This is a genomic window from Amycolatopsis sp. WAC 04197, from assembly GCF_003947475.1.
Classification (GTDB): domain Bacteria; phylum Actinomycetota; class Actinomycetes; order Mycobacteriales; family Pseudonocardiaceae; genus Amycolatopsis; species Amycolatopsis japonica.
Genome location: NZ_QHJK01000002.1, coordinates 326162 through 352594, shown reverse-complemented (window position 1 = coordinate 352594; position 26433 = coordinate 326162). Strand labels below are relative to the sequence as shown.

Genomic DNA, 26433 nt, shown 5'->3' with positions numbered 1-26433 from the left:
GTGACGCAGGGCACCCGGCTCAGTGATGGAACGCGGTCCGCCGTCGCGGGCCGTGATCGAGCTCGGGCAGCAGGCGGCGGAGATCCGCGAGCAGCAGATCGGCGAGGTCGTGGGTGAAACCGTTGCGCACCACGATCCTCAGCACCGCGAGATCGGTCCGGTTCTCCGGGAACGTGTACGCCGGGACGAGCCAGCCACGCTCGCGAAGCCGCCGTGACACGTCGAAGACGTCGAAGCCCTCGACGTCCGGCTTCGTCGTGAAGGCGAACACGGGCAGCTGATCGCCGCGGGTCAGCAGCCGGAACGGGCCCAGCTCGGCGATCCCGTCCGCCAGCTGGGTCGCGACGTCACGCGAAGCCTGTTGCACCGCACGGAAACCTTCGCGGCCGAGCCGGACGAACGTGTAGTACTGCGCGGCCACCTCGGCGCCGGGACGGGAGAAGTTCAGCGCGAAAGTCGGCATGTCGCCACCGAGGTAGTTGACGTTGAAGACGAGCTCCTCCGGCAACGCGTCCTTGTCACGCCACAGCACCCAGCCGACGCCGGGGTAGACGAGCCCGTACTTGTGCCCGGAGGTGTTGATCGACGCCACCCTCGGCAGGCGGAAGTCCCAGCTCAGATCCGGATCGAGGAAGGGCGCGATCATCGCGCCCGAAGCGCCGTCGACGTGCACGGGGATGTCCCAGCCGGAGCGTTCCGCCAGGCCGTCGAGCGCTGCGGCGATCTCGGCGACGGGCTCGTAGCTGCCGTCGAAAGTGGACCCGAGGATCGCGACGACGCCGATGGTGTTCTCGTCACAACGGGCGATCGCCTCGTCGGCGGTGAGGTGGAAGCGGTCGCCGTCCATCGGCACCAGCCGGGGCTCGACCTCCCAGTACTCGCAGAACTTCTCCCAGCAGACCTGGACGTTCGCGCCCATCACCAGATTCGGCTTGCCGGTGCGCCCCAGCTTCGACCAGCGGCGTTTCAACGCCATGCCGGCGAGCATGCAGGCTTCCGACGAACCGGTGGTGGAGCAGCCCATGATCGCGGTGGGATCGGGCGCGTGCCACAGATCGGCGAGGATGTTCACGCAGCGCCGCTCGAGTTCCGCGGTCTGCGGGTACTCGTCCTTGTCGATCATGTTCTTGTCGACGCATTCGGCCATCAGCTCGCGGGCCTGCGGTTCCATCCACGTGGTGACGAACGTGGCGAGATTGAGCCGGGCGTTCCCGTCGAGCATCAGCTCGTCGCGCACCAGTTGGAGCGCGGTGTCGGGCGGGAGCGGGTCTTCGGCGAGGCTGTCGTGCGGGAGACGGATGTTCGCGGCGAGCGCGGGATACGCGCCGGCGTACAGCGGGTTGGCCCCGGTCTTGCGGTCCGGATCGGACGCGGTTCCCTTGTGCAGCACCATGATCTGAACTTATCCCCGCTGGCGGGCGAGGGCACTTCGGTCAGCCCCCAAATGTCAGGAAAGGGTCGTTCAGGACGTTTTTCGTCCTGAACGACCCTTTCCTGACATCCGCGGGACCGGAGGGGGTCAGGCCTGCTGCGCCTGCCACATCCAGTGCGCCTTTTCGAGCTCCTGGGTGATCGCGATGAGCAGATCCTGAGTGACCAGGTCGCTCTTGTCGGTCTCGTCGATGCGCTTGCGCAGCCGCTCGATCAGCGCGGCGAGGATGCCGACGATCGCGGCGACCGTGGACTCGACGGACTGCCAGTTGTCGGGATAGGCCGGCAGGCCGGAGCTCTCCACGACGGCCTTCGCCTGGCCGTTCGGCGAGACACCGATGGCGTTGGCGCGCTCGGCGACCTCGTCGACGTACTGGCGCGCGGTGTCGACCAGCTCGTCGAGCTGGAGGTGCACGCTGCGGAAGTTCGCGCCGACGACGTTCCAGTGGGCCTGCTTCGCGATCAGCGACAGGTCCACCAGATCGACCAGCGTGGCCTGCAAGGCGTTACCGGTGATCTCCTTGTCGGCTTCGCTCAACGGACTCTGGATCGGAGACTTGCCCATTTTTCGGTCTTCCTTTCAGAAATCAGTCGGTTCGGGAATGGACCTGCCGTGGACGGGATCAGACCGTCGCGGACAGGGCGACCTCGATGTTGCCGCGGGTCGCGTTCGAGTAGGGGCACACCTGATGCGCCTGCTCGACGAGCTGATCGGCCTGCGCCTGCTCCAGGCCGGGCAGCGAAACCTTGAGCGCCACGCCGAGACCGAAGCCCACGTCCTGCTTGAGCACGCTGACCTCGGCGGTGACGGTGGAGCCGTCCAGCTTCACCTTCGCCTGGCGCGCGACCAGCTGCAACGCGGAGTGGAAACAGGCGGAATAGCCGGCGGCGAAGAGCTGCTCGGGGTTCGTCTTGTCCCCACCCGGCCCGCCCATCTCCTTCGGGATCGCCAGCGACTCGTCGATGACGCCGTCGGAGGAGGTGACCTCACCGTTGCGGCCGTCGCCGCGAGCGGTGGCCACAGCGGTGTACAGAGCCTCAGCCATTCTTCGCCTACCTTCTGGTCTCAAGACACGCCCCGTTGAGCGTCTCTTCGGTGTCAACGTCCCGCAACCGCGAAACCTTGCCACCCCATGGCAGGCATCACGTCCGGGAATTACCCGGACGACGATCGGAACAAACGACTAGTGACCTGCGCGACTCAGCGCGAACTCGGCGACCTGGCTTCCGATCAGGCGGAGCGTGCGGACGCTCTTCTCGTCCGAGGCGCCGCCGGCTTCGTCGAACTTGGTCTCCGCGGTGTTGATCGAACCACCCAAAGGGGTGGCCCAGCCACGCAGTGCGTGCGTGATCGTGCGCAGCTGCTCCAGCGTGGTGACCGCTGCCTGCCAGCCGTAGGCGACGGCGGCGAGACCGACCGCCCGGCCGTCGAGATACGGGCGGGTGTCGTCGCGCAGGTCTTCGACGTAGTCCAGGGCGTTCTTGACCAGGCCGGACAGCGCCCCGTGGTAACCGGGCGAGACCACGACGATCCCGTCGGCGCGGCGGACCGCTTCGACCAGCCGGGTGGCGCGCTCGTGCCGCTCGTCCAAGGCGGTGTCGTAGAACGGCAACACCAGTTCAGGCCCGGAGATCAGCTCCGTGGTGACCCCGGCCTCGGCCGCCGCGCCGAGGGCGATCCGCAGCGCGCGCTCGGATTGCGAGCCCTCCCGCAGAGAGCCGCCGATACCGAGGACATGCACCGAATTCGTCGAAGTCACGCTTTCGAGGCTAACCCCTCTACTTAAGTGGAGGACCAGGATCTGGAACGGAGGTCTGCGTCACACCCGTTCGCCGCAACGGGCCCGGTCCCGCTGGACGGCATACCTACTCGAAAGTAACCTGGCCGGAAGCCCCCAGGAGGAAGCATGGCGATACCGCTCCAGATCCGTGCCGAGGCCGCGTTTTCCCAGCTGGCGTTCTGGCTCCCGAAGCCGGTCAGACGGGCCATCGCCGGGCCGCCGCTCCGCCTGGACGGGCAGGAACTGGCGCTGGACGCCCAGCTCCTGCTCCGCCTGCAGAAGCTGGCGAAGGCGTCGCTGGTACGGGGAAGCGTCGAAGAGTCGCGCAGCATGCTCCTGGCGAGCAGGCATCTGGTGAGCGGGCCGACGATCGAGCCGGTCGCCACCAGGGAACTGCTCATCCCCACGGGCGACGGCGACGTGCCGGCCACGCTCTACACCCCGGCCGGGTTGCCGGATCCGTCCGGGCTGCTGGTGTTCTTCCACGGCGGAGGCTGGGTGGTCGGGAGCCGCGCTTCCCACGACAACAGCGTTCGCTACCTGGCGAAACAGGCGGGCGTGCGGGTTCTTTCGGTGGAATACCGGCTCGCGCCTGAGACGCGGTTCCCCGGTGCCACCGAAGACGCGATCGCGGCGTTCGAGTACGCCTACGCGAAGGCGAGGGACCTCGGGGCCGATCCGGCACGTATCGCCGTCGGCGGCGACAGCGCGGGCGGGAACCTGGCGGCGGTGACGGCGCAGCAGGCGGTGAAACGCGGTGGCGGGATCCCGGCGTTCCAGCTGCTGTTCTATCCGGCGACCGATTTCACCGTGCGCCGCCGCTCCCGGGAATTGTTCGCGGAGGACCTGTTCCTCACCGATTCGGATATGTCCTGGTTCGAAGGACATTACGTGCCGAAGGGCACCGATCTGTACAACCCGAAACTCTCCCCGTTGCACGGCGACGTTTCGGGATTACCGCCCGCGTATATCGCGACGGCCGGATTCGATCCGTTGCGCGACGAGGGCGAGGCGTACGCGGAGAAATTGCGGAAGGCCGGGGTGCCGGTGGCGCTCAGCCGCCAGCCGGACCTGATCCACGGGTACCTCAACTTCCTCGGCGTCGGACGGCGGTTCCGCGAGGCGACGGCCGAGGCGGCGGGAGCGTTGCGGGTGGGCCTCGCGCCCCGGTGACGGCCAGAGCCCGAGTGAGGAGAAATGTCCCCACTCGGGCCCCGGCCCCCATTTCGTGGCCCGCCGCCCTGCACGGCGGAACCTGACGACTCCCTCGGTCTCCTAGGGCGTGGGAAGTGGCACGGGCGGCACCGGAAGCGGCGGGACGGGGAGTCCGCCGAGCAGGCCGGCGAGGATGCCGGTCACGGCCGTGAGCAGTGCTTTCACCAGGTCGCTGACGATCTTCAGCGGTCCGGGAAGGTCCGGCAGCGACGGGATCGGCACCGGCAGCGGCGGCAGCTGACGTGCCTTGGCGGTCGGGTCGGCCAGCAGCCTGCTGGACTCGACGGAGCGGCCCTGGGCCAGGTCGCCGAGCTTCTGTGTTTCGGTCTGGATCTGGTAGCGCTTGCCCGCGGCGATGTCACCGAGGACGGGGCTCAGCTTGTCCAAGTCCGCCCGCGTCTTGGCGACGTCACCGGCGTAGGCCACCTTGGTGAGGCCGTCCCGCATCTGCAGCACCTGCGCGGCGAGCGCCTGCGTGTTCGACGAACCCTTTCCACCATCGGTACCAGCCGTCGCGGCGCCGGCCGAGGCCACCGCCAACAGACTGCCGGTGGCGACCACGGCAATCATCCGGGCAATGTTGCCTTTCATTCCTTACCTCCTGGCCTCTGGGACCTGACGAGGTAAATCGATACCCGCCGTATCGGCCGAACACCACCCGATCACCGGTTGGAACACTTTTCTAACCCTTACGTGCCGGATTCATTCCCGGGGAAGACCCCCGCAATTGATTAACGTCGAAATCTTGTGCTTCCCCCTGAAGATCATCCTTTTCCCGCCGATTTATGACCACCTGTGACCGATCTCCACCGTGGAGCGGCTCGTTCACCCACAGCGGTGTAAACGGTGATCGTTTGGCTTCATCACTCCGTCGGACAGGCGTGTCGCACTGCTCCACTCGGGGTGTCCCCCACGCACGCCACGCCACCTTCTGGCTTCACATGCGAGTGGGGACATGGGAACGCCCCCGGTGCGGGCACCGGGGGCGTTCCGTGGTGGGAGCAGCCTCTCGAAAGAGGTCCTTCTACTCGCGGAAGGCGTCCGCGACCTTGTCGCCGAGGTCCTTGTCGACGTTCCGCCAGTACTCGAAGACGCGTTCCAGCACCGGCCGGGAGACGTCGTTCGAGGCGTGGCCGATGATGTTGTTCGCGAGCCGCTCGCGCTGCGCGTCGTCCATCACTTCGCGGACGAGAGTGCCCGGCTGGCCGAAATCGTCGTCCTCGGCGTGGAGCTTGTACGCCGACCGGATGACCTCGTCCTCGACGCCGTAGCCCGAAGCGGTCTCGGAGGCGATCTCCGCGCTCGCGTGCGGGCCGCCGTAGGAGTTCGGCGCGTACACCGGGTCGCCCGGGTTGTTGTAGCGCATCGCACCGTCGCGCGAGTAGCTGTTCACCGGCGACTTCGGCGCGTTGACCGGCAGCTGCGTGTAGTTCGCGCCGATCCGGTAGCGGTGCGCGTCCGGGTACGCGAACAGGCGGCCCTGCAGCATCTTGTCGGGCGACGGGCCGATGCCCGGCACCAGGTTGGACGGCTCGAACGCGGCCTGCTCGATCTCCGCGAAGTAGTTCGCCGGATTGCGGTCGAGCACCCAGCGGCCGACCTTGATCAGCGGGTAGTCGCCCTTCGGCCACACCTTGGTCAGGTCGAACGGGTTGAAGCGGTAGTCCGCGGCCTCGGCGTACGGCATCACCTGGACGTACAGCGTCCAGCTGGGGTGGTTGCCCTGCTTGATGTTCTTGAACAGGTCGCGGATGTAGTAGTCGGAGTCCTCGCCCGCGATGCGGTCCGCGTCGGCCTGCGACAGGTAGCCGATGCCCTGGTCGGTCTTGAAGTGGTACTTGACCCAGAACTTCTCGCCGCCGGCGTTCTCCCACAGGTAGGTGTGCGAGCCGAAGCCGTCCATCTCCCGCCAGTTCGACGGGATGCCGCGATCGCCCATCAGCCAGGTGACCTGGTGCGCGGACTCGGGCCGCAGCGTCCAGAAGTCCCACTGGATGTCGTGGTCGCGCAGGTGGTTGTCGGCGCGGCGCTTCTGCGAGTGGATGAAGTCGGGGAACTTGATCGGGTCGCGGATGAAGAACACCGGGGTGTTGTTGCCGACGAGGTCGTAGTTGCCCTCGGAGGTGTAGAACTTCACCGCGAAGCCGCGCGGGTCGCGCCACGTGTCGGGCGAGCCGTTCTCGCCGGCGACCGACGAGAAGCGGGCCAGGCTCTCGGTGCGCACACCGGGCTGGAACAGCGCGGCCTTCGTGAACTGACTGACGTCCTCGGTGACCTCGAGGAAGCCGTGCGCACCGCCGCCCTTGGCGTGGACGACGCGCTCCGGCACGCGTTCACGGTTGAACTGGGCGTTCTTCTCGATCAGGTAGTGGTCCTGGAGCAGGATCGGGCCGTTGGCGCCTACCGTCAGGGAGTCGTTGTCGCTCGCGACGGGGATGCCCACGTTGTTCGTGGTCGGCAGGGTCACGCCGGTGCCTCCTGGTTCGTGGTGGTGAGCGGTCAGTCCTCACCACCCTCTCGCCTAATCTGGAATCAGTCAAGAAAACCCCCCGGACCGGGTGACCCGCACCTCCCGAAAAAAAACTTGCACGCGCGTACCAAGTTACGTTCTCATCGGTTCCATGGCCCTCGCTCCGTATCGTCGCGTGTTAGCCGTGCCCGGAGTTCCCAGCTCGATGCTGCTGATGTTCCTGGCCCGGCTCCCGATGACGGCCATGGGCGTGACGATGACGCTGTACGTGGTCAACGACCTCGGCCGCGGTTACGGCGCGGCCGGGCTGATCGGCGCCGCCACCACCCTCGGCAGCGCGATCGGGGCGCCGCTCGTCGGCCGGTACGTCGACCGCTACGGGTTGCGGCCGGTGGTCGCGATCTGCGGGGCGGCCTCGTCGACGTTCTGGATCAGCGCGCCGCATCTGCCGTATCAGGTGCTGCTCGCGGTGGCGCTTCCCGCCGGCGTGCTGTCGGTGCCCGCGGGAACGCTCGCGCGGCTGGTGCTCACCGCGCTCGTGCCGCTGGAGCAGCGGCGAGCGGCCTACTCGCTCGACACGATCCTGGTGGAGGCGTCGTTCATGATCGGGCCGTCGGCCGGGATCATGGCGATCACGCAGCTGCCCGCGGTCTACGCGCTCACCGGTATCGGGGTCTGCTTCGCGCTTTCGGCGACGTTGATCTACCGGCAGAACCCGCCGATCCGCGCCGAGGCCGACGCCGAGGTGTTCTCCGGGGAGCGGCCGCCCGTGCGGAGCTGGCTCACCGGACGGCTCGTGATGGCGATGTTCATCGCCGCGGGCGCGTTGTTCTGCCTGGTCGGCATGGAGCTCGCCGCCTTGGCGACCCTGCGCGCGAGCGGGGACATCGCCTGGTCGGGGCTGCTGATCACGCTGATGTGCGTCGCGTCCGTGCTCGGCGGGGCGATCCACGGCGCGGTCCGGCGGTCGCTTTCGCAAGGCACGCTGATGGTGCTGCTCGCGGTGCTGACGCTGCCGGTCGGGCTGATCGACCACCCGTGGTGGCTGCTGGCGATCGTGCTCTTCCCGAGCAACGTGCTGTGCGCGCCGACGCTCGCGGCGAGCACGGAGACGGTCAGCGCGGCGGCGCCGCCGCGGGTGCGCGGCGAGGCGATGGGCCTCCTGGACGCGGCCAGCCGGATCGGTTTGGCGATCGGGAGCCCGATCATCGGGTTCGTGATCGACCATTCGAGCCCCGGCTGGGGGTTCACGGCCTCGGCCTTGGGCGCGCTGGCGATCGCTTCGGTCGGCCTGTTCTGGCGCCGGTCCCCGACACCCGCCCGGGTGCCCGCGCTTACCTCCTCCTGATGCGTTTCGTCCTCTGAACGCGATCGTTGGCATCGCCAACTACCGCATTCAGAGGACGAAATGCGAGAGGGGGCTAGGCGCAGACCTTCCGGAGGGCGTCGAGCCGGTCGAGGTTGCGCTTGGTCCAGTCCGCGATCTTGCCCGCGTCCTGGATGTTCTCCTTCTGCACCTGCAGATACGAGTCGGCCATGCCGGTGAGCGCGCTCGCGACGTTCTGCTCGCCGACGCTGTTCGCCAGCTCACGCAGCCGCTTCTCCTTGTCCGCGGCGCGTTCCTTGATCGTCGCCGGGTCCGGATTGAGGTCGGCGAGGCTGAGCGCCTCGGCGCAGGCACCGACCTTCGTCGCGGCCTTGTTCGTCTGATCGACGGCGTTCGTGACCTCGCTGCAGCCCGCCAGCGCGAGTCCGGCGGCCGCCAGGAGCGCCGCGATTCCCAACCTCTTCATGAAAACCACATTAGCGAGAAACGTGGGTGGTATGTCGGGTTCCCCGGCACACCACCCACGTTTCAGCCCTTCACGCAGACGACCTGCTTGAGGTGCGCGACCACCTCGACGAGGTCCGTCTGCGCCTTGATCACCGTCTCGATGTCCTTGTACGCGGCCGGGATCTCGTCCACCACACCGGAGTCCTTGCGGCATTCCACGCCGGCGGTCTGCGCGGCGAGGTCCTCGGCGGTGTACAGCTTCTTGGCCTTGTTCCGCGACATCCGGCGGCCCGCGCCGTGCGACGCGGACTGGAAGGACGACGCGTTCCCGAGGCCGCGCACGATGTACGAACCGGTGCCCATGCTGCCCGGGATGATCCCGAGGTCGCCCGAACCCGCGCGGATCGCGCCCTTGCGGGTCACCAGGAGGTCGACGCCGTCGTAGGTCTCCTCGGCGACGTAGTTGTGGTGGCAGCTGATCGCGTCGTCGAACGTCGTCTGCGGCACGACGTCCTTCAGCGCCTGCTTCACGAGCGCGACCATGGTGGCGCGGTTGCGCGCCGCGTAGTCCTGCGCCCAGAACAGGTCGCGCCGGTACGCCTGCATCTCCGGCGTGCCCGCGACGAACACCGCGAGGTCCGGATCCGGCAGATCCGCGTTGTGCGGCAGCTTCCGCGCGACGGCCATGTGCCGTTCCGCGAGCTCCTTGCCGATGTTGCGCGAACCGGAGTGCAGCATGAGCCACACGCGGCCTTCGTCCTCGCCGCCCTGTTCGAGGCAGACCTCGATGAAGTGGTTGCCGCCGCCGAGGCTCCCGATCTGGCGCGACGCGCGGTCGTGCAGATCCTGGACGCCGGGATGCAGGTCGCCGAAGGACTTCCAGAAGGCGTCCCAGCCACCGACACCGTGCACCTTCGCCGGGTTCACCGGGGTCTTGTGCAGGCCGAACCCGACCGGGACGGCCGATTCGATCCGGCGGCGGAGCTTCAGCAGGTCGTCGGGCAGGTCGGCGGCGGTGAGCGAGGTCCGCACCGCGCTCATCCCGCAGCCGATGTCCACGCCGACGGCGGCCGGGGACACCGCGTCGCGCATCGCGATCACGCTGCCGACGGTCGCGCCCTTGCCGTAGTGGACGTCGGGCATGACCGCGACGCCGTGCACCCACGGCAGGTTGGCGACGTTGTGCAGCTGTCGCATGGCCTGGTCCTCGACCGATGCGGGGTCCGCCCACATCCGGATCGGAACCCGCGAGCCTTCGACCGCCGTGTACATGACTTTCCTTTCGTGGAAAACGTTTTGTCGTCGTCGAGAATGCACCGATCGGGCGAACCGGACAAGGCAATTATCCGCTCCACAATGGACAGTCCACATGCGACGACGTGCGCCGGGGTGATGTTCATCCCGAAGTCTTCGATCGTATTCGAAAAGTGATCGGCCGCGAGAGGCGCTTCGGGCACAATGAGCGCTCGGTGTCGGGGGTACACCAACTCTGGGGAAGGTCCGTTTCACAGTGAAGTCTTTTCGTGGGCTGCTCGCTGCCGTCCTGCTGGCGGGGTTTCCGCTGCTCGTACTCGCGTTCGTGGGCGGGATCGTGGCGCTCGAGGTGCTGGCGCTGGGGCACAACGTCATCGCGGCGGTGAAGCTCGGCATCATCACCGTGCCGGTCGGCTGGATCCTGCTGAAGACCCTGCTCACCGTCGAGCGGGCGACCGACGACGACGTACCCGGCGTCCAGGTGACGCCGGAGTCCCAGCCCGCCCTCTGGGCGCTGGTCCGGGAACTCGCGGCCGAGGCGGGCACCCGCCCGCCGGACGAGATCTACCTCGATCCGGACGTCAACGCCGCGGTCACCGAGCGCACCTCGTGGCTCGGGCTGCGGGTGCTGCGCCGCCGCATGATCATCGGGGTCCCGCTGATCATGGGCCTGCGCCAGGACCAGTTCCGCGCCGTGCTCGCGCACGAACTGGGGCACTACAGCAACAAGGACACCCGCTTCGCCGCGCTGACCTATCGCGGGCGCAAGTCGATCGCGCGGGTCGTCAACGGCCTCGACCGCGACGGCTACTTCGAACGCTTCGTCGGCTGGCTCTTCAAGCAGTACGCGAAGCTGTACTTCGTCGTCTCGATGAGTGTCTGCCGGGCTCAGGAACTCGCGGCCGACGCCGTCTCGGCGCGGCTCGCGGGTACCGACGCGGCGACTTCGGCCTTGCGCGAGATCGAAGCGCTGGCCGTCACCTGGCGGTTCTTCATGAACAACTACGCCGCGATCGGCTGGGAGGCGGGGTATCTCCCGGACCGGTTCGGCGAGGGCTACCGCGCGCTGCTCACCGACCCGACCAGGGCGGAGCAGATGGAGGAGATGCGCCGGAACCCGTCGGAGGACGAGACCTCGCGGTGGGACACGCATCCGGCCACCCGGGACCGGGTCGCGACGCTCGAAGCGGGCACCCGGTTCCCGGTCCGCCCTGGCGGCGAACATCCGGCGACCGAATTGCTGACCGGCGCCGAGAAGATGCTCGACGAGGCGCTGTTCACCGTCTTCTCCGACGAGGCGCGCACGAAACGGCGGACGGACTGGCAGTCGCTGGTCGCCATCGGCCGTCGTCACGCCGCCGCCGAAGCCGCCGCCGAGATCCTGGGCGAACGCACCCTCGACATGGCGCTGGACCTGCTCGACGCGGGCAGGCACGAAGAACTCGCCGATCCGGACGCGGCGCCGCCCGCCGGCGCCGGTCCGCGCGCCCGCCGGGAGTTCGCCGTCGTCTCGGTCCGCCGTCGGCTGGCGGTCGTCGTCCACGCGGCGCTCACCGACGTCGGCGCGGGGCGATGGTCGCTTTCGTGGTCAGGACCGGCGCCGTTCACCGTGGACGAGCCGCTGGAAGACGGGCTGGAGCCCGCGCTCGACCAGGCCACCGCCGCCGAATCCGACACCGCGCCGCTGCGTGCGCTGCTGACGGCCGCCGGGGTGCCCGCCGGCTACCGGCCGACTCTCACACTTGTTCGTTCTTAAGGAGTTTTCATGCTTTGGCTGCTCAAATCCCGTCAGCGCAAGGCCGTGTTCGCCGTGATGAAGGAGGCGAAGCGGCGCGGCGTCAGCATCGACGAACTCAACAACGTGCTGACGCCCGAAGAGTTCGCCGCGCTGCTGCCGCCGGAGAAGCCCAAGTTCAAGGGCAGGATCCCGGACGTCACGCGCTGGGGCCTCCCGGCCGACGGCGAGGTGTCGGCCAAGGAGTACTGGACCGACGGGGAGATCCTCGCCGTGCAGGAGTCGACCGCCCGCGGCGATTGGGAAGGCGCCGCGGCGCTGCTGGCGTCGACCTGGGAGAACTGGGCTCGCCGCGATCAGGTGACCGGCGCGCTCGGCGAGGCCGCCGCGAAGGACGACGAGTGGCTGCGCGCGTGGCGGAAGGCCCGCCCCGGCGACCCGGGCGCGGTGCTCGTCAACGCGGCGTCGCTGGTGGACGTGGCCTGGGAGGTGCGCAGCTCACTGCAGGCGAAGCACGTCACGCAGGAGCAGTTCGCCGCGTTCTTCCGGGTGCTGGAGCAGGCCGAGGAGGCCGTGCACGAGGCGGCCGGGCTCGCTCCCGAAGACCCGACGCCGTGGGTGACCGCGCTCACGATCGCGATGGGACGGCAGTACGAGAACGACGAGTACCGGAAGGTCTGGGCGGAACTCGTCGCCCGCGACCCGCGGCACCGCGGCGCGCACTCGCGGGCGTTGCAGTACTGGTGCGCGAAGTGGTTCGGCTCGAACGAGCTGATGTGGGAGTTCGCCGAGACCGCGGCCGCGGAGTCGCCGAACCTGGCGCCGCTGCTGCTGGTCGCGGCGCACGAAGCCGAGTTCCAGGACGTTCCCGCTTGGCGTTCGCCGCGGGTGTCCGGCGCGCTCGACGGGATCCTGGCGTTGCTCGACGGCGAGGATTATCCGGAGAAACGGGGAGACCGGGCGTACCTGGCGAAGGCGCTGGTGGAGAACGGGCGGTTCGACGAGGCCGTCGAGCAGTTCCGGCACTTGGGGACGCGGGCGGACGGCGGGGTGTGGTCCTACAGCGGGGATCCTCGGGGCGAGTTCCTCGCTACGCGGTATGCCGCCTGTGCTGGTGCTGCGCGCGTTTAGTCCTCTGAATGCGTCTCGGCGCGCGACCCCCGACCGTCCACAAGGGACACGAAGGCGGCCCGGGTGGTTCACCGGGGGGTCGTGAGTGGCAATGGTCGTTCTAACCCTCTTTAACACTCACGACCCCCGCGAGAACCCGTGCATATGGTGATCAATCGGTCATTTCACCACGCGAAGACGGACCGGCGGATGCAAGGAACGGTCCTTTCCTGGCAAATTTCGCAAGGAAAGGACCGTTCCTGGCACGGGTCAGGAGTTCGCGGCGACCAGTTCCGCGATCTGCACGGCGTTGAGCGCCGCGCCCTTCCGCAGGTTGTCGTTCGACAGGAACAGCACCAGGCCGCGACCACCGTCGACACCCGGGTCCGTCCGCAGTCGCCCGACGTACGACGGGTCCTGCCCGGCGGCCTGCAGCGGGGTCGGGATGTCCGACAGTTCGACGCCGGGCGCGCCGGTCAGCAGTTCGGTCGCGCGGGCGACGGAAAGCGGCTGCGCGAACTCGGCGTTGATCGAGATCGAGTGCCCCGAGAACACCGGCACCCGCACGCAGGTGCAGGAAACCCGCAGCTCCGGGATGCTCAGGATCTTGCGGCTCTCGTTGCGGAACTTCTTCTCCTCGTCCGTCTCGAACTCACCATCGTCCACAATGGACCCGGCCAGCGGGAGGACGTTGTGCGCGATGGGCCGCGCGTACTTCTTCGGCTCGGGGAAGGTCACCGCCGCGCCGTCGTGGGTCAGGGCGCCCGCGTTCGCCGCGGCCGCGGCGAGCTGGCCTTCCAGCTCCTCGACGCCGGCGAGTCCGCTGCCGGAGACCGCCTGGTAGGTGCTGGCGACCAGCCGCACCAGACCCGCTTCGGCGTGCAGCGGCTTGAGCACCGGCATCGCGGCCATGGTGGTGCAGTTGGGGTTCGCGATGATCCCCTTGCGCGCCTCCTTGACCGCTTCCGGGTTGACCTCGCTGACGATCAGCGGGACGTCCGGGTCCATCCGCCACGCCGACGAGTTGTCGATCACCGTGGCGCCGGCGGCGGCGAACCGTTCCGCCTGGGCCTTGGAGGTCGAGCCGCCCGCCGAGAACAGCGCGATGTCCAAACCGGACGGATCCGCGGTCGTCGCGTCCTCGATGACGATTTCCCCGTCACCCCAAGGAAGCTTCGAACCGGCGGACCGCGCCGAAGCGAAGTACCGCATTTCGGCGACCGGGAAACCCCGTTCGGCCAGCAGACGGCGCATGACGCCGCCGACCTGACCGGTCGCCCCGACCACGCCTACCCGCAAACCTTCCGGCATCAGCGACCACTCCCCGCGTAGACGACGGCTTCTTCGTCGCCGCCGAGTTCGAACGCCTCGTGGATCGCGCGCACCGCGTCGTCGAGCTGCGCGTCCCGGATGAGCACCGAGATCCGGATCTCCGAGGTGTTGATGATTTCGATGTTGACGCCCGACTGCGCGAGCGCCTCGCAGAACGTCGCCGTGACACCGGGGTGCGAACGCATCCCCGCGCCGACGAGCGACACCTTGCCGACGTGGTCGTCGTAGAGGACCGACTCGAAGCCGATCTCGTCCTTGATCTTCTCCAGCGACTGCACGGCCTTGGCGCCGTTGGCCTTCGACAGGGTGAAGGTGATGTCGGTGCGGCCGGACGAGGTGCTGGACACGTTCTGCAGCACCATGTCGATGTCGATCTCGTTGTCGGCGATCACGCGGAAGATCCGGGCGGCGGCACCGGTGGTGTCGGGTACGCCGGTCACCGTGATCTTGGCTTCGGAGCGGTCGTGCGCCACACCGGTGATCAACGCTTGTTCCACGGGGATCTCCTCGATAGAACCGGTCACCGTGGTGCCCGGCTTGTCACTGTAGGAAGAACGGACTCGGATCGGGACGCCGTAGCGGCGCGCGTACTCCACCGAGCGCAGGTGCAGGATCTTCGATCCGCTCGCGGCGAGCTCCAGCATCTCCTCGTAGGCGATGGTGTCGAGCTTGCGGGCATCGGACACGACCCGGGGATCGGCGGTGTACACACCGTCCACATCGGAATAGATCTCGCAGACGTCGGCGTTCAGCGCCGCGGCCAGCGCGACGGCGGTGGTGTCCGAACCGCCGCGGCCGAGGGTGGTGATGTCCTTGGTGTCCTGCGACACGCCCTGGAAACCGGCCACCAGCGCGATGTAGCCCTGGTCGAGGGCCTCCGTCACGCGGCTGGGGCTGACGTCGATGATCCGCGCGTTGCCGTGCACCGACGTCGTCACCACGCCCGCCTGCGAGCCGGTGAACGACCAGGCTTCCGCGCCGTGGGCCGAAATCGCCATCGCCACCAGCGAGTTGGAGATGCGCTCACCCGCGGTGAGCAGCATGTCCATCTCGCGCTCCGGCGGAGCCGGGTTGACCTGCTGAGCCAGGTCGAGCAGCTCGTCGGTGGTGTCGCCCATGGCGGAGCAGACGACGACCACGTCGTTGCCCGCCTTCTTGGTGGCGACGATGCGTTCCGCGACGCGTTTGATCCGGTCGGCACTTTCCAGCGACGAACCGCCGTACTTCTGGACCACGAGGGCCACGCCCGAACCTCCTCGACGGGCCGGGCGTGCTCCTCGTGGGCACCGAGGAGCCCCCGCGTCCCTTATTTGGGCGAAAGCCTACCGGGGTCGCGCACGCCCGCCACCCTCGTAAGTGGTCCTGACCACCACATAGAGGACTTCCCGAAGTAAATCTTCCTTAACACCAACGAAATAGTCGGAGGCCTTTCACTTTAGTGACGGAGAGCACCCTCTTGTTATGGTCCGGCGGTGCACAAACCCGCCGAGACAAGTACCCCGATCGCGTCGATCCTGGCCGACCGCTGGAGCCCGCGCGCCTACGACGAGGCCGCCACGGTGTCCGAAGACCAGCTCCGCGCGCTGCTCGAAGCGGCTCGCTGGGCGCCGTCGTTCGGCAACACCCAACCGGCCCGCTACCTGGTCGGCCTGCGCGGAACGCCGTCGTTCGACCGCATCCTCTCGACGCTCAACTCGGGCAACCGCGCGTGGGCGCAGCGCGCCGGGCTGCTGCTGATCGGCGTGATGGTGACCACGAACGAGAAGGGCGACGTCCCGTACGCCGAGTACGGGCTGGGCCTGGCGAGCGAGAACCTCGTGCTCCAGGCCGTCGACCTCGGCCTGATCGCGCACCAGATGGCGGGCTTCTCCGCCGAAGCGGCGAAGGACTTCTTCGGCCTCCCCGACGACGTCGTCCCCAAGGTCGCCATCGCGGTCGGCCACCCCGCGGACCCGTCGGTGCTCGAAGAGGACTGGCGGATCGAGCGCGAGAAAGCGCCGCGCGAGCGGATCCCCCTGGCCGAGTTCGCCTACGCCGACGCTTGGGGCACGAGCGCCTTCTCCGGGTGAGGGAGCCATCGCAGAGCGAGAACCCCTAGCCCGGCGTGCAGCAGGCTGAGCACCGCGACGGCGGTGTGCAGGCCGGCGACGAAGGCCTCCTTCGCGTCAAGAGCGGCCGAGGGCGCGATTTCGAGGGTTTCCCCGAGGGTGGGCGCGAGATCCGGCCCCGCCAGGCGGAACACCAGCGCGGCGAGCGAGCCCATGAGCGCGATGCCCAGCGCGTTGCCGATCTCGTTGCTGGTCTCGGCGATCGCGCCCGCGGCTCCCGCGCGTTCGGCGGGCACCGCGCCGACGGCCGTGTCGGCCACCACGCTGAACGAGATGCCGTAGCCGATCCCGGCGACCACCGTCGACGCGACGTACCAGCCCGCGCCGCCCGTGACCCCGGTCATGAGCAGCAGCGCGAGCCCGGCGGCGATGGAGAAATGGCAGGCGACCAGCGCGGTTCGCTTGCCGACGCGGTCGACCAGCGCGGGCGTGACGACGCACGTGACCGTGAGGACGGCCGCGCCGGGCAGCGCCAGCAACGCCGCCTGCAGGACGGGCAGGCCGAGCACGGACTGCAGGTGGATCCCCGACAGGTACGCGGCCGCCGACCACGCGGCCAACGGCACCAGCCCGGTGACGATCGCGATCGTGAAGACGCGGTCGCGGAACAGCGAGAACTCGATCAGCGGATGCTCCAGACCGCGCTGCCGCCGGACGAACCACGTCAGCAGCACGGCACCGGCGATCCCGGAGGCGACCGAGAAGACGGAGAGACCGTCGGCGGCCGCGTGCTTGATCCCGTAGATCGCGAGCAGGAGACCGGTGGCGGAGAGCAGAACGCTCGGCACGTCGACCCGGCCCGTCCCGGCGGCCCGCACCTCGCGCAACAGCACCGGCGCGAACGCCAGGAACACCGCGATCACCGGCAGGTTGACCAGGAAGACCGAGCCCCACGGGAAGCGTTCCAGCAGCACCCCGCCGACGACCGGGCCGATCGCGAACCCGGCGGCGAACGCGGCCGCGAAGATCCCGATGGCGCGTGCCCGTCGTCGCGGATCGGGGAAGAGTTCGCTCAGCACGGCCAGCGCGGACGGCAGCAGCGTCGCGCCCGCGAGCCCCATCAGCGCGCGGAAGGCGACGAGCGTTCCCGGATTCGGGGCGAAGGCCGCGCCCGCCGAACCGATGCCGAACACGGCGGCGCCGATCATCAGCAGTTTCAGCCGTCCGTACCGGTCGCCGATGGCGCCGAACGCGATCAGCAGCGAGCCGACCGCGAAACCGTAGACGTCGAGGATCCACAGCGCCTGATCGGCCGTGGGCGTGAGCGCCTGGCTGATCCTGGGCATCGCGAGGAAGAGGATCGAGCCGTCCATCGAGACCAGGAACACCGGGCAGAGGATCACCAGCAGGCCGAACCAGGCCCTGGTGTGCTGTCGTGTCATGCCTTCGACGCTGTACCGGCTTCGCGACCGCAGCCATCCCCGTGCCATGGGTACACCTCGCGGGTACCCCCACGCGGCGGGCGGAGTACTTAGGCTCGGAGTCATGGAAAGCCTCGGCATGTACCTCAAAAGCCGTCGTGACCGGGTGACCCCCGCCGAGATCGGCCTGCGCACCTACGGCACCTCTCGCCGCGTGCCCGGACTGCGCCGCGAGGAACTCGCCCAGCTCGCCGGGGTGAGCGCCGGGTACTACACGCGGCTGGAACAAGGACTGGCCGAGACCGCTTCACAGCAGGTGCTCGACGCGCTCGCCCGCGCGCTGCGGCTCGACGACGTCGAGACCGCGCACCTGCACAACCTCGCCCGGCGTTCCTCGCTCCCGAAGCTGTCCGATCCCGGCCCGGAAGAACCGCATCCCCGGGTGCTCGCGCTGCTGGAGAATCTCGGCGAGACCGTGCCCGCGCTCGTCTTCGGCCGTCGCGGCGACGTGCTCGCGTGGAACCACGGCGGGCACGCGCTCATGGCCGAACACGTCGGCTTCGACGCGCCGAAGGATCCGGACCGGCGGCCGTCGCTGCCCCGGATGTTCTTCCTCGACCCGCTCACCCGCGAGCTGCACCGGAACCGGGCCGAGCTCGCCCGCGTCCACGTCGCCTATCTGCGGTTGACCGCCGGTCGCTACCCCACCGACGCCCGGCTGGCGGCGCTCATCGGCGAGCTGACCATGCGCAGCGACGAGTTCGCGACGCTCTGGGCGACCGGCGACGTCGCCGACTGCACGGTCGGCGCCATGTGGTTGCGGCATCCGACGGTCGGCGCGCTCGGCGTCGACTATCAGGTGTGGCTCCAGCCCGACAGCCCCGACCACCGGCTGGAGATCTACACCCCGAAGGACCCGGCATCAGCCGACGCGGTGAAGATCTTGACCCGGTTCGATCGCTAACCTGGGGTTATGGGGGCAGTTCGCGCGTTGATCCGCAACGAGTCACGCACGATGGCCGGGCTCTGGCTGTATCTGACCGGTCGGAAGGACGGCATCGACGGGGACGCCGTCGCGGTGCCGTACGGCTCGGGCGGCAAGCCGATCTTCATCGTCCTGGCCGTGGTGAGCGCCTTCGAAGCCGGGCTTTTCTGGCTGATCGACTTCGGTCTCGTCGTCGACATCCTGCTGCTCGTCCTCGGCGTGTACTCGGCGCTGCTGGTGTTCGGGGTCTACGCCGGCACCGTCGTCCGGCCGCACGTGATCTCTTCGCGCGAGGTGCGAGTGCGCTACAGCTCGTTCTACGACGTGCGGATCCCGAGGGAGAACATCGTCGCGCTGCGGCACCTGAAGGAAAGCCACGATCCCGCCAAGGCGAAGGCGTTCCGCGACGAAACCTGGCTGCGTCACGACAACTTCTACGAGACGAACCTGGTCGCCGAATTGCGTGAGCCGATCACCGTGACCCGGCCACTCGGGGCGACCGAGACCGTCCGCGTCGTGAAATTCCAGGCGGACGACCCGAAAGCCGCCGTCGAGGCGTACGAAAGGCTCGGTGTCAGCTGAGCGTCGACGTCCGGTTCACGATCGTCCTGGCGACTTCGATGACGCTTTCGTCCTGGGCGTAGGCACGCGCGTGAATGAGGGCGAGCGCGTCCGGCGCGGTGCAGTCGTGGGTGGCCATGACCATCCCCGTGGCCTGATGCACCACGACCTCGAGGTCCAGGTCGCCGAACAACGGATGGACGGGGAGGCCGTCTTCGGCGTCGAGGCGGGTGCTCGGATGCAACGCGGTCGCGGTGAGCGCGTCGGCCACCAGTTCCGTCGAACGGGCGATTTCCGCGTCCGGTTCGGGTTCCGGCCGATACGCGGTGAGGGTGCCCAGCGGCGCTTCCCGCAGCCCCAGCCGGGCGGACACCACCGCCCGGACCCCGATTTCCCTCGCGGCGGGCCCGAACCGGGGCCAGCGGCTCGACAGTTCCCGCTCGGCGCACACGCCGGGCATTTCCCGGGAGGGCCCTTCACCGAAGACGCACTCCAGGTCGTTCGCCCTGGCGGCGACGGGATCGGAAACGACGACGGCCGCGGTCCCGGGGCTGCTGAACAAGGTCACCGCGAGGCTCCGGACGCCGGCGTTCTCGGCGACCGCGGCCAGGAACGCCGGCGGGACGTCCGCCCGCCCGGCGGCCCAGTTTTTCACCGCGTCGACGTAACCCGCGTGCAGATCGGCCGCCGCCCGGTGCCTGCCTTCGGTGGCGCGGTGGAGCCGCGCCATCCTCCGGTGGAACGGTCGCATGGTTTCGACGGCCGTTTCCATGAGGATTTCGTGCCGTCGGGCCACCCCCGCGGCGCGATCCGCACGCCCTCGTTCGGCCTCCACCAGTCTGCGCAGGGCCGACTGGTCGTAGCGGCCATCGGTGCCGTCCCACATGAAGCGAGCGTACGCCCGCGACCGCCCTGCCGATGTGACCCGGATGGCTGAGTGAGGCGACTTCCGTGACCACATCAAGAGGACTAGCGTTGGCTGCCCCAAGGAAGGCCGATTTTTGATGCGGAATCGCGAAAAATGGGTCGCCGACACGTTGGTGGAGCTGGCGGACACTCTCGTCCCCGCGTTGGATCCGGCGAATTACTGGCTCTGCGTGGCGGATCGGTACACCCAGCTGATCGCTTCGTCGTCGGTGCACCTGACCGCCTCCGGCGACCGCCAGGTCGTGGTGGACACCGACGAAAGACTTGAGGCGCCACCGCTCGGCGAACTGTTCGCCGAGGAAGGGCCCGGTATCGAGAGCGAGGCGAGCGGAAAGCCTGTCGTCAACGTGCTCCTCGACGAAGCGACGTCACGCTGGAGCGGATTCGCTCCCGCCGCGCTTTCCCTCGGCTACCGGTCAGTGCACGCGTTCCCGTTCAGCCGCCGCGAAGACGCGCTCGGCGCGGTGACGATCCTGACCACCGAGACGGCGCCGCTGCCACCGACCGAACTGAGCATCGCGAACGCGCTCGCCGACGTCGCGACGATCGCCATGCTCAACCACCGGACGATCGCCGGGCTGACCACGACCTCGCGGCAACTGCAGGGCGCGCTGTCGAGCCGGGTGATCATCGAACAGGCCAAGGGATTGCTGTCCGCCCGGCTGGAAGTCAGCGCGGAGGGCGCGTTCCGCGTGCTGCGGCGCTACGCCCGCAGTCACAACATGCGGATCGGCGACCTGTCCGAACGGCTGATGAGCCGCCGTTTGACGGTCGCCGACCTGATCCCCCAGGGCGAAGACCTCACCCCCGCCGCTTCTCCATCAGCAGCACGACGCCACTTCCCGGCCCGCCCAGCGGCGAACAACTGACGGAGGCGGCGAAGGATCTGCCCTTCCGGTCCACCGCGTCGGTCTCGAGCGGCAGCGCGCGGTGGCCGGTCTCGTTGCAGATCTCGACCATGTCGCGCAGCCCGTCCGTCGGCAGGCCGAAATCGAGCTTGAAGAAGTCCGTCCGGTAGACCTCGTCGGCGCGCATCCCCCACAGGTCCTCGGCGCCGCGGTTCCAGCTGCGCACCAGGAGATCGCTGTCGAGCACGACCACTCCGGCGGCGACGCTCGACAGCACCCCTTCGAGGAAGGTGCGCGCTTCGTCCAGCTCGGCGGTGCGGATCCGCAGCTCCTCGTTCATCGTTTCGAGTTCTTCGTTGCCCGACTGGAGTTCCTCGTTGGTGGTTTCGAGTTCCTCGTTCGTGGACTGGAGTTCCTCGTTCGTCGTCTCGAGTTCTTCGATGCTCGACTGGAGTTCCTCGTTGACGGTCTCCAGTTCCGCGTTCGTCGACTGGAGTTCCGCGTAGGCGGTGGCGAGGTCCTCTTGCACCCGTTTGACCTCCTGCTGGAGCCGGGTGGCCTCGGTGGTGTCGATGAGGGTGATCGCGACGCCGAGATCCTCGCCGTCGGTGGTGAGCAGCGGCTTGACGATGACGTCGAAGTACCGTGTCTCGCCGTCGTTCTTGTCCCACCGCACGGCGTTGACCCGGATGCTTTGGCGCTCGCTGTGGGCTCTCTCGACCAAGGCTCCGAGGTCGAGCGGCCGGGAGGAGATCTCCAGCTCACCGAACGGGGTGCCGACCTTGTCCGAGGACAGCCCGAACTGCAGCCGCGTCGCACCGTTGATCAACGCGACCTTGCCGTCACGGTCGATGACGAGCACCGAATCCGGCGAGGATGCCAAGGCCAGTTCGACCACCTGACGCCGATTGATCCGTCCCGCCTCGGAGGCGGACAAGAAGTCGAGCCGTCCGGGTTTCGCCGTTCCCGCCCCGCCTTGGATCCGGAACACCCGGTTGCGCATGTCGGTGACCTCGAACCGGGATCCGTCGGCGAGCAGCATCTCGGCCTTGCCGAGGAAAAGGTGGCCGCCTTCGTTGAGCGCGAAATGGAACCGTTCGATGATCTTCGTCTGCGCTTCGACGTTGAAATACATCAGGGTGTTGCGGCAGACGAGCAGATCGACCCGCGAGATCGGGGCGTCGCGGGTGATGTCGTGCCTGCCGAAGATCACCCGGCGGCGGAGGTCGCGGCGGAAGGCGAACAGGGCACCGTTCGGTTCGAAGTACTTCGCCTTCACCTCGTCAGGGAGCTTTTCCAGTGTCTTGAGGGGATACACGCCGGCCCTCGCCTCGCGCAGGGCTTCCTCGTCGACATCGGTGCCGTAGATCTTGACCCGTTTGGTGCAGGCTTCGATACCGAGGTGCTCGGCGAAGATGATCGCGAGGGTGTAGGCCTCCTCACCGCTCGAACAGCCGGCGCTCCAGATGCGGATGTCCTGGTCCGGGTCGGCGTTGGCGATCAGGCCGGGGACGACGGCCGTCCGCAGGTATTCCCACGCCGCCGGATCGCGGAAGAATCCGGTGACGTTGATCAGAATGGTGTTGAAGAGTTCTTGGAACTCGTCGGCGTTGCTTTCCAGGAAATCCCGGTAATCCGCGTACCTCTCGAAGTTCACGGTCTGCATCCGCTTGCGGATCCGGCGGCCGAGCGACGTCCGCTTGTACCCGGTGAAATCGAAGCCGCGGGAATCGTTGATGAACGCGAGCAGGGATTCGAGCTCTTGCTCGTCTTCGGCCTCGCCGTCATACGCGGTCACAGCGATCTCGTTCCTCCGGTCAGGGCCACCAGCGCGTCCGCGATCCCCTCCAGCGGCAGCGTCAGGTCGACCGCCACGGAGTTCGCCACGGCCTGTGGCATGCCTTTGAATTCCGCTGTATTCGGGTCCTCGGCGACCACGGTACCGCCATGCGACGAGACCGCCCTCGCGCCCGCCGAGCCGTCGAAACCGGTTCCGGTCAGCACACAGACCAGCGCCGCGGGACCGCAAACCTCCGCGACGGATTCGAAGAGCAGATCGACCGACGGCCGGACGAATCTCACCTTGTCCCGCTCCGACAGCCGGAGTTCACCACCGGGCCCGATCAGGAGGTGACGGTCCGGCGGGGCCACATAGGCCATACCGGACTCGACCACCTCGCCGTTCTCGGCCAGCTTGACCCGCAAGCGCGACCGCCGGTCGAGGAGCTCGGCGAGCACCGTGTCGTGGTGGGGATCGAGGTGCTGGACGATGACCAAGGGCACCGGGAAATCCGCGGGCAAGGCCTCGAGCACCGTGAGGAGTGCTTTGACTCCGCCCGCCGAAGCCCCGATCGCGACGATCTCGTAGGGCACCGCCCGGGAGCGGCTGGGGGCGGACATCTTCCGAGCGTAGTGCTCCGAGGCTAAGCGGAACCGCCGACGCGGCGGATGATCTTCGCGAGGATCCCGGTGACGACCATCCAGAAGATCGCGGCGATGCCGTAGTTGACCAGCACGCGCAGCTTGGCGTCCTCGGGCATGAAGAGATCCTTGAAGCCCAGCAGCAGCCCGTCGGCCCAGCCGCGGACGAAGGACACGATGCCGTTGTCCGGGTTCGCCTCGCCGATCACGAAGACGACGTGCAGCACCAGGATGGCCGCGAAGATCAGGCCGACCCAGCGGACGACGCTCGCCAGGATCCCGGCCGCGCGGCTGCCGCCCGCTCGCCAGTCGACCTTGCGCCTGGTCGCCTGATCAGCGGTTTCCTTCTCTTCTGCGTGCTCGCCCATGCCGGGCAGTGTGGCACGTCGCCTGGTCCGATTGCTACCCGCGAGTAACCCGAATGGGCGCCACTGTGGTCACGGTTCGATCGCGGCCCGGGTTTCCCTTCGGGAGATCGCGCGGTTAAGGTGGCGTCGTGGCTCGAGCTCTCCTGCTTCGCTGCCGCGACGGGGCCTGATCGGACCGGCTCCCCGTCGCGGGGCTTCGTGGTGCCGGTCGTCGCACCCGATTCTTCAGGAGAACCGTCCCCTCATGAGTATTCGCAAGCCCACCCGTCCTGCGCCTTCCGAGCAGGCTTCGTGGAACACCCAGCGCGGCACTTCGATGCCCGTACACCGCTATCGCCCCTGGTACGACCTGGTCGAGGACATCTCGCTGCCCGACCGCACCTGGCCGGACAAGCGGATCGAGCGCGCGCCGCTGTGGTGCGCCGTCGACCTGCGTGACGGCAACCAGGCCCTGATCGACCCGATGTCGCCCGCGCGGAAGCGCAAGTTCTTCGACCTGCTGGTCCGCATGGGCTACAAGGAGATCGAGGTCGGTTTCCCGGCGGCGTCGCAGACGGACTTCGACTTCGTCCGCGAGATCATCGACGAGGGCGCCATCCCGGACGACGTCAGCATCCAGGTGCTGACCCAGTGCCGCCCGGAGCTGATCGAGCGCACCTTCAAGGCGCTCGAAGGCGCGCCGCGCGCGATCGTCCACATCTACAACTCGACCTCGATCCTGCAGCGTCGCGTCGTGTTCCGCGAAGAGCGCATCGGCATCACGAAGATCGCTTCGCAGGCCGCCGAGCTGGTCGTCGACTACGCGGCGAAGCAGCCGGACACCGACTTCCGCTTCCAATACTCGCCGGAGTCCTACACCGGCACCGAGCTGTCGTACGCGCTCGAGGTCTGCAACACCATCACGGAGATCTGGCAGCCGACGCCGGAGAAACCGGTGATCCTGAACCTGCCCGCGACCGTCGAGATGGCGTCGCCGAACGTCTACGCCGACTCGATCGAGTGGATGCACCGCAACCTGGACCGCCGCGACTCGGTGATCCTGTCGCTGCACCCGCACAACGACCGGGGCACCGGTATCGCCGCCGCCGAACTGGGCTTCCAGGCCGGCGCGGACCGGATCGAAGGCTGCCTGTTCGGCAACGGCGAGCGCACCGGCAACGTCGACCTCGTCGCACTGGGCATGAACCTGTACAGCCAGGGCGTCGACCCGCAGATCGACTTCTCCGACATGGACGAGATCAAGCGGACCGTCGAATACTGCAACCAGCTGCCGGTGCACGAACGCAGCCCGTGGGCGGGCGACCTGGTGTTCACCGCGTTCTCCGGCAGCCACCAGGACGCGATCAACAAGGGCCTCGACGCGCTGAAGGCCGCCGCAGACAAGGCGGGGACGCCGGTCGACGAGCACCCGTGGGAGGTCCCGTACCTGCCGATCGACCCGAAGGACATCGGCCGCAACTACGAGGCCGTGATCCGGGTGAACTCGCAGTCCGGCAAGGGCGGCGTCGCCTACATCATGAAGGCCGAGCACCAGCTCGACCTGCCGCGGCGCCTGCAGATCGAGTTCTCGAAGGTCGTCCAGCGCCACACCGACACCGAGGGCGGCGAGGTCGACCCGGCCACGATGTGGAACGCGTTCTCGGCCGAGTACCTGGAGCTGAAGACGCCGCTGGAGCTGGTGCGCCAGCACGTCCGGGACAACGGGGACGGTGAGTACGACATCACCGCGACCGTGCGGGTCGAAGGCGACGAGCACGAGGTCACCGGGCGCGGGAACGGCCCGATCGCGGCGTTCTTCGACGCGCTGTCGACCGTCGGGTTCGACCTGCGGCTGCTGGACTACAGCGAGCACACGCTCTCGCCGGGCGACGACGCGCGGGCGGCGTCGTACATCGAGTGCGCGATCTCCGACCGGGTGTACTGGGGCATCGGGATCGACCCGTCGATCGTGACCGCTTCGCTGCGGGCCGTCGTGTCGGCCGTGAACCGCGCTAACCGGTAGTCCCTCAGTACATGAAGGCCCCCTTCCTTGCGCCTAGGTACAGGAAGGGGGCCTTCATGTACTTCTACAGGGCTGTTTTCACCGCGGCCAGGACGTCGGCCGGGTCGGTGCGCGTGGTGTAGTCCGGGTGCACGTCGATGTACCGGATGACGCCTTCGCCGTCCACGACCAGGACGGTCGGATACGGCAGCTCCCATTCCGCCGCCCCGTTGATCTTCTCGACGTCGCCGATGAGCGTGTCGAACGCCGGTTTCGTCTCCGGGGCCAGCCGGAACGTGATGCCGAGCGCGCGCCCGAGCTCGTTGTCCACATCGGACAGAACGGCGAATTCAAGATCCTTTGTGGACAGTGAGCCGTCCGGCAGCTGCGGGCTGACCGCGACCAGCTTCACGCCCAGTTTCTCCAGCTCCGGCAACAGCTCCTGTTGATACGTGCGCAGCGCCAGGTTGCAGTACGGACACCACGCGCCGCGATAGAACACCACGACCGCGGGCCCGTCCGCGACCCGCACCCGATCGCCGCCGGCGTCCGGCAGCGCGAGGTCCGGCATCGGCGTCCCCGGTTTCGCGGCCGCCTCGGCGACCACCCCGACGAACGTCGCGCGGTCGGCCTTGAGCACCTCGGCGACCTCCGCCGGAACGTGGCTCGCGACGGATTCCCGCAGCTCGGCGAGTTCGGTGTTGAGATCCCCCATGGTCGGCTCCTTCGGTTGTACTGATCGGTACAGTGGCGCCGACTGTACTATTCGGT

At 68.2% G+C, this 26433-nt stretch carries 25 protein-coding genes; 9 read left to right on the top strand and 16 right to left on the bottom strand.

What is annotated here, in order from left to right; all coding sequences use genetic code 11:
- Positions 1–19: 19 nt before the first annotated feature.
- From DMC64_RS08815 to DMC64_RS08800, 4 genes are all read right to left on the bottom strand, one after another.
- Positions 20–1393 (bottom strand): glutamate decarboxylase, encoded by a 1374-nt coding sequence (locus DMC64_RS08815; protein WP_125733149.1) that lies wholly within the window; start codon positions 1391–1393, stop codon positions 20–22.
- A 126-nt stretch (positions 1394–1519) separates the two neighbouring features.
- A complete protein-coding gene (locus DMC64_RS08810; protein WP_037335006.1) occupies positions 1520–1996 on the bottom strand; it encodes a Dps family protein in 477 nt (158 codons plus the stop codon).
- 58 nt (positions 1997–2054) lie between these two features.
- Entirely contained in the window at positions 2055–2477 is a 423-nt protein-coding gene (locus tag DMC64_RS08805) for an organic hydroperoxide resistance protein (RefSeq protein ID WP_037335004.1), read from the bottom strand.
- A 138-nt stretch (positions 2478–2615) separates the two neighbouring features.
- On the bottom strand, positions 2616–3191 hold the full coding sequence (locus DMC64_RS08800; protein WP_037335002.1) for an NADPH-dependent FMN reductase: 576 nt from the start codon (positions 3189–3191) through the stop codon (positions 2616–2618).
- Between the two features lie 147 nt (positions 3192–3338).
- Between DMC64_RS08800 and DMC64_RS08795 the strand changes: the two genes are divergently transcribed.
- Positions 3339–4385, top strand: a complete 1047-nt coding sequence (locus DMC64_RS08795) for an alpha/beta hydrolase (RefSeq protein ID WP_037335000.1) — start codon at positions 3339–3341, stop codon at positions 4383–4385.
- A 102-nt stretch (positions 4386–4487) separates the two neighbouring features.
- Here DMC64_RS08795 and DMC64_RS08790 read toward each other — a convergent pair whose 3' ends face one another.
- Positions 4488–5018: a hypothetical protein gene (locus DMC64_RS08790; protein WP_037334998.1), complete on the bottom strand. Its 531-nt coding sequence runs from the start codon at positions 5016–5018 to the stop codon at positions 4488–4490.
- A gap of 433 nt (positions 5019–5451) precedes the next feature.
- The gene (locus DMC64_RS08785; protein WP_037334996.1) at positions 5452–6894 is read right to left on the bottom strand and encodes a catalase; all 1443 of its coding nucleotides are present in this window, start codon (positions 6892–6894) and stop codon (positions 5452–5454) included.
- 208 nt (positions 6895–7102) lie between these two features.
- Between DMC64_RS08785 and DMC64_RS08780 the strand changes: the two genes are divergently transcribed.
- Positions 7103–8245, top strand: coding sequence for an MFS transporter (locus DMC64_RS08780; RefSeq protein ID WP_125733665.1), 1143 nt, complete (start codon positions 7103–7105; stop codon positions 8243–8245).
- Positions 8246–8318: 73 nt separating this feature from the next.
- On the opposite strand, the gene DMC64_RS08775 is transcribed toward DMC64_RS08780, so the two are convergent.
- Positions 8319–8690: a hypothetical protein gene (locus DMC64_RS08775; protein ID WP_037336230.1), complete on the bottom strand. Its 372-nt coding sequence runs from the start codon at positions 8688–8690 to the stop codon at positions 8319–8321.
- Positions 8691–8752: 62 nt separating this feature from the next.
- A complete protein-coding gene (locus tag DMC64_RS08770; protein WP_037334992.1) occupies positions 8753–9943 on the bottom strand; it encodes an RtcB family protein in 1191 nt (396 codons plus the stop codon).
- A 238-nt stretch (positions 9944–10181) separates the two neighbouring features.
- Here DMC64_RS08770 and DMC64_RS08765 point away from each other — a divergent pair, with 238 nt between their 5' ends.
- Positions 10182–11681: a M48 family metallopeptidase gene (locus DMC64_RS08765; protein WP_125733148.1), complete on the top strand. Its 1500-nt coding sequence runs from the start codon at positions 10182–10184 to the stop codon at positions 11679–11681.
- A 9-nt stretch (positions 11682–11690) separates the two neighbouring features.
- Positions 11691–12791, top strand: coding sequence for a DUF4034 domain-containing protein (locus tag DMC64_RS08760; protein WP_125733147.1), 1101 nt, complete (start codon positions 11691–11693; stop codon positions 12789–12791).
- A 249-nt stretch (positions 12792–13040) separates the two neighbouring features.
- On the opposite strand, the gene DMC64_RS08755 is transcribed toward DMC64_RS08760, so the two are convergent.
- On the bottom strand, positions 13041–14081 hold the full coding sequence (locus DMC64_RS08755) for an aspartate-semialdehyde dehydrogenase (RefSeq protein WP_037334986.1): 1041 nt from the start codon (positions 14079–14081) through the stop codon (positions 13041–13043).
- Positions 14081–15346, bottom strand: a complete 1266-nt coding sequence (locus DMC64_RS08750; RefSeq protein WP_037334984.1) for an aspartate kinase — start codon at positions 15344–15346, stop codon at positions 14081–14083. The genes DMC64_RS08755 and DMC64_RS08750 overlap by 1 nt, the downstream gene beginning before the upstream one ends.
- 228 nt (positions 15347–15574) lie before the next feature.
- On the opposite strand from DMC64_RS08750, the gene DMC64_RS08745 reads away from it, so the two are divergent.
- Positions 15575–16171, top strand: coding sequence for a nitroreductase family protein (locus DMC64_RS08745; protein ID WP_125733146.1), 597 nt, complete (start codon positions 15575–15577; stop codon positions 16169–16171).
- Here DMC64_RS08745 and DMC64_RS08740 read toward each other — a convergent pair.
- Entirely contained in the window at positions 16132–17592 is a 1461-nt protein-coding gene (locus tag DMC64_RS08740) for an MFS transporter (protein WP_125733145.1), read from the bottom strand. The genes DMC64_RS08745 and DMC64_RS08740 overlap by 40 nt on opposite strands.
- A 103-nt stretch (positions 17593–17695) precedes the next feature.
- On the opposite strand from DMC64_RS08740, the gene DMC64_RS08735 reads away from it, so the two are divergent.
- Both DMC64_RS08735 and DMC64_RS08730 read left to right on the top strand, forming a co-directional pair.
- Positions 17696–18535: a helix-turn-helix transcriptional regulator gene (locus DMC64_RS08735; protein ID WP_125733144.1), complete on the top strand. Its 840-nt coding sequence runs from the start codon at positions 17696–17698 to the stop codon at positions 18533–18535.
- A gap of 9 nt (positions 18536–18544) precedes the next feature.
- Complete coding sequence (locus tag DMC64_RS08730; RefSeq protein ID WP_233629602.1) at positions 18545–19138, top strand: hypothetical protein; 594 nt, start codon at positions 18545–18547, stop codon at positions 19136–19138.
- On the opposite strand, the gene DMC64_RS08725 is transcribed toward DMC64_RS08730, so the two are convergent.
- Positions 19131–20003, bottom strand: a complete 873-nt coding sequence (locus DMC64_RS08725; RefSeq protein WP_125733143.1) for an ANTAR domain-containing protein — start codon at positions 20001–20003, stop codon at positions 19131–19133. The genes DMC64_RS08730 and DMC64_RS08725 overlap by 8 nt on opposite strands.
- Positions 20004–20121: 118 nt before the next feature.
- Between DMC64_RS08725 and DMC64_RS08720 the strand changes: the two genes are divergently transcribed.
- A complete protein-coding gene (locus DMC64_RS08720; RefSeq protein WP_125733142.1) occupies positions 20122–20913 on the top strand; it encodes an ANTAR domain-containing protein in 792 nt (263 codons plus the stop codon).
- On the opposite strand, the gene DMC64_RS08715 is transcribed toward DMC64_RS08720, so the two are convergent.
- Genes DMC64_RS08715 through DMC64_RS08705 form a run of 3 tightly spaced genes read right to left on the bottom strand, consistent with a single transcriptional unit; the run spans position 20846 to position 23681 of the window.
- Entirely contained in the window at positions 20846–22690 is a 1845-nt protein-coding gene (locus tag DMC64_RS08715) for a CheR family methyltransferase (RefSeq protein ID WP_125733141.1), read from the bottom strand. The two genes, DMC64_RS08720 and DMC64_RS08715, sit on opposite strands and share 68 nt — an antisense overlap.
- Positions 22687–23292 (bottom strand): chemotaxis protein CheB, encoded by a 606-nt coding sequence (locus tag DMC64_RS08710; protein WP_125733140.1) that lies wholly within the window; start codon positions 23290–23292, stop codon positions 22687–22689. Before DMC64_RS08710 ends, DMC64_RS08715 begins: the two co-directional genes overlap by 4 nt.
- A gap of 23 nt (positions 23293–23315) precedes the next feature.
- Entirely contained in the window at positions 23316–23681 is a 366-nt protein-coding gene (locus DMC64_RS08705) for a hypothetical protein (protein ID WP_038521146.1), read from the bottom strand.
- Positions 23682–23925: 244 nt separating this feature from the next.
- Here DMC64_RS08705 and leuA point away from each other — a divergent pair, with 244 nt between their 5' ends.
- Positions 23926–25683, top strand: coding sequence for a 2-isopropylmalate synthase (leuA, locus tag DMC64_RS08700; protein ID WP_199754937.1), 1758 nt, complete (start codon positions 23926–23928; stop codon positions 25681–25683).
- Between the two features lie 64 nt (positions 25684–25747).
- Here the strand turns inward: leuA and DMC64_RS08695 are convergent, their stop codons facing one another.
- Positions 25748–26377, bottom strand: coding sequence for a peroxiredoxin-like family protein (locus DMC64_RS08695; protein WP_125733139.1), 630 nt, complete (start codon positions 26375–26377; stop codon positions 25748–25750).
- Between the last annotated feature and the right edge of the window lie 56 nt (positions 26378–26433).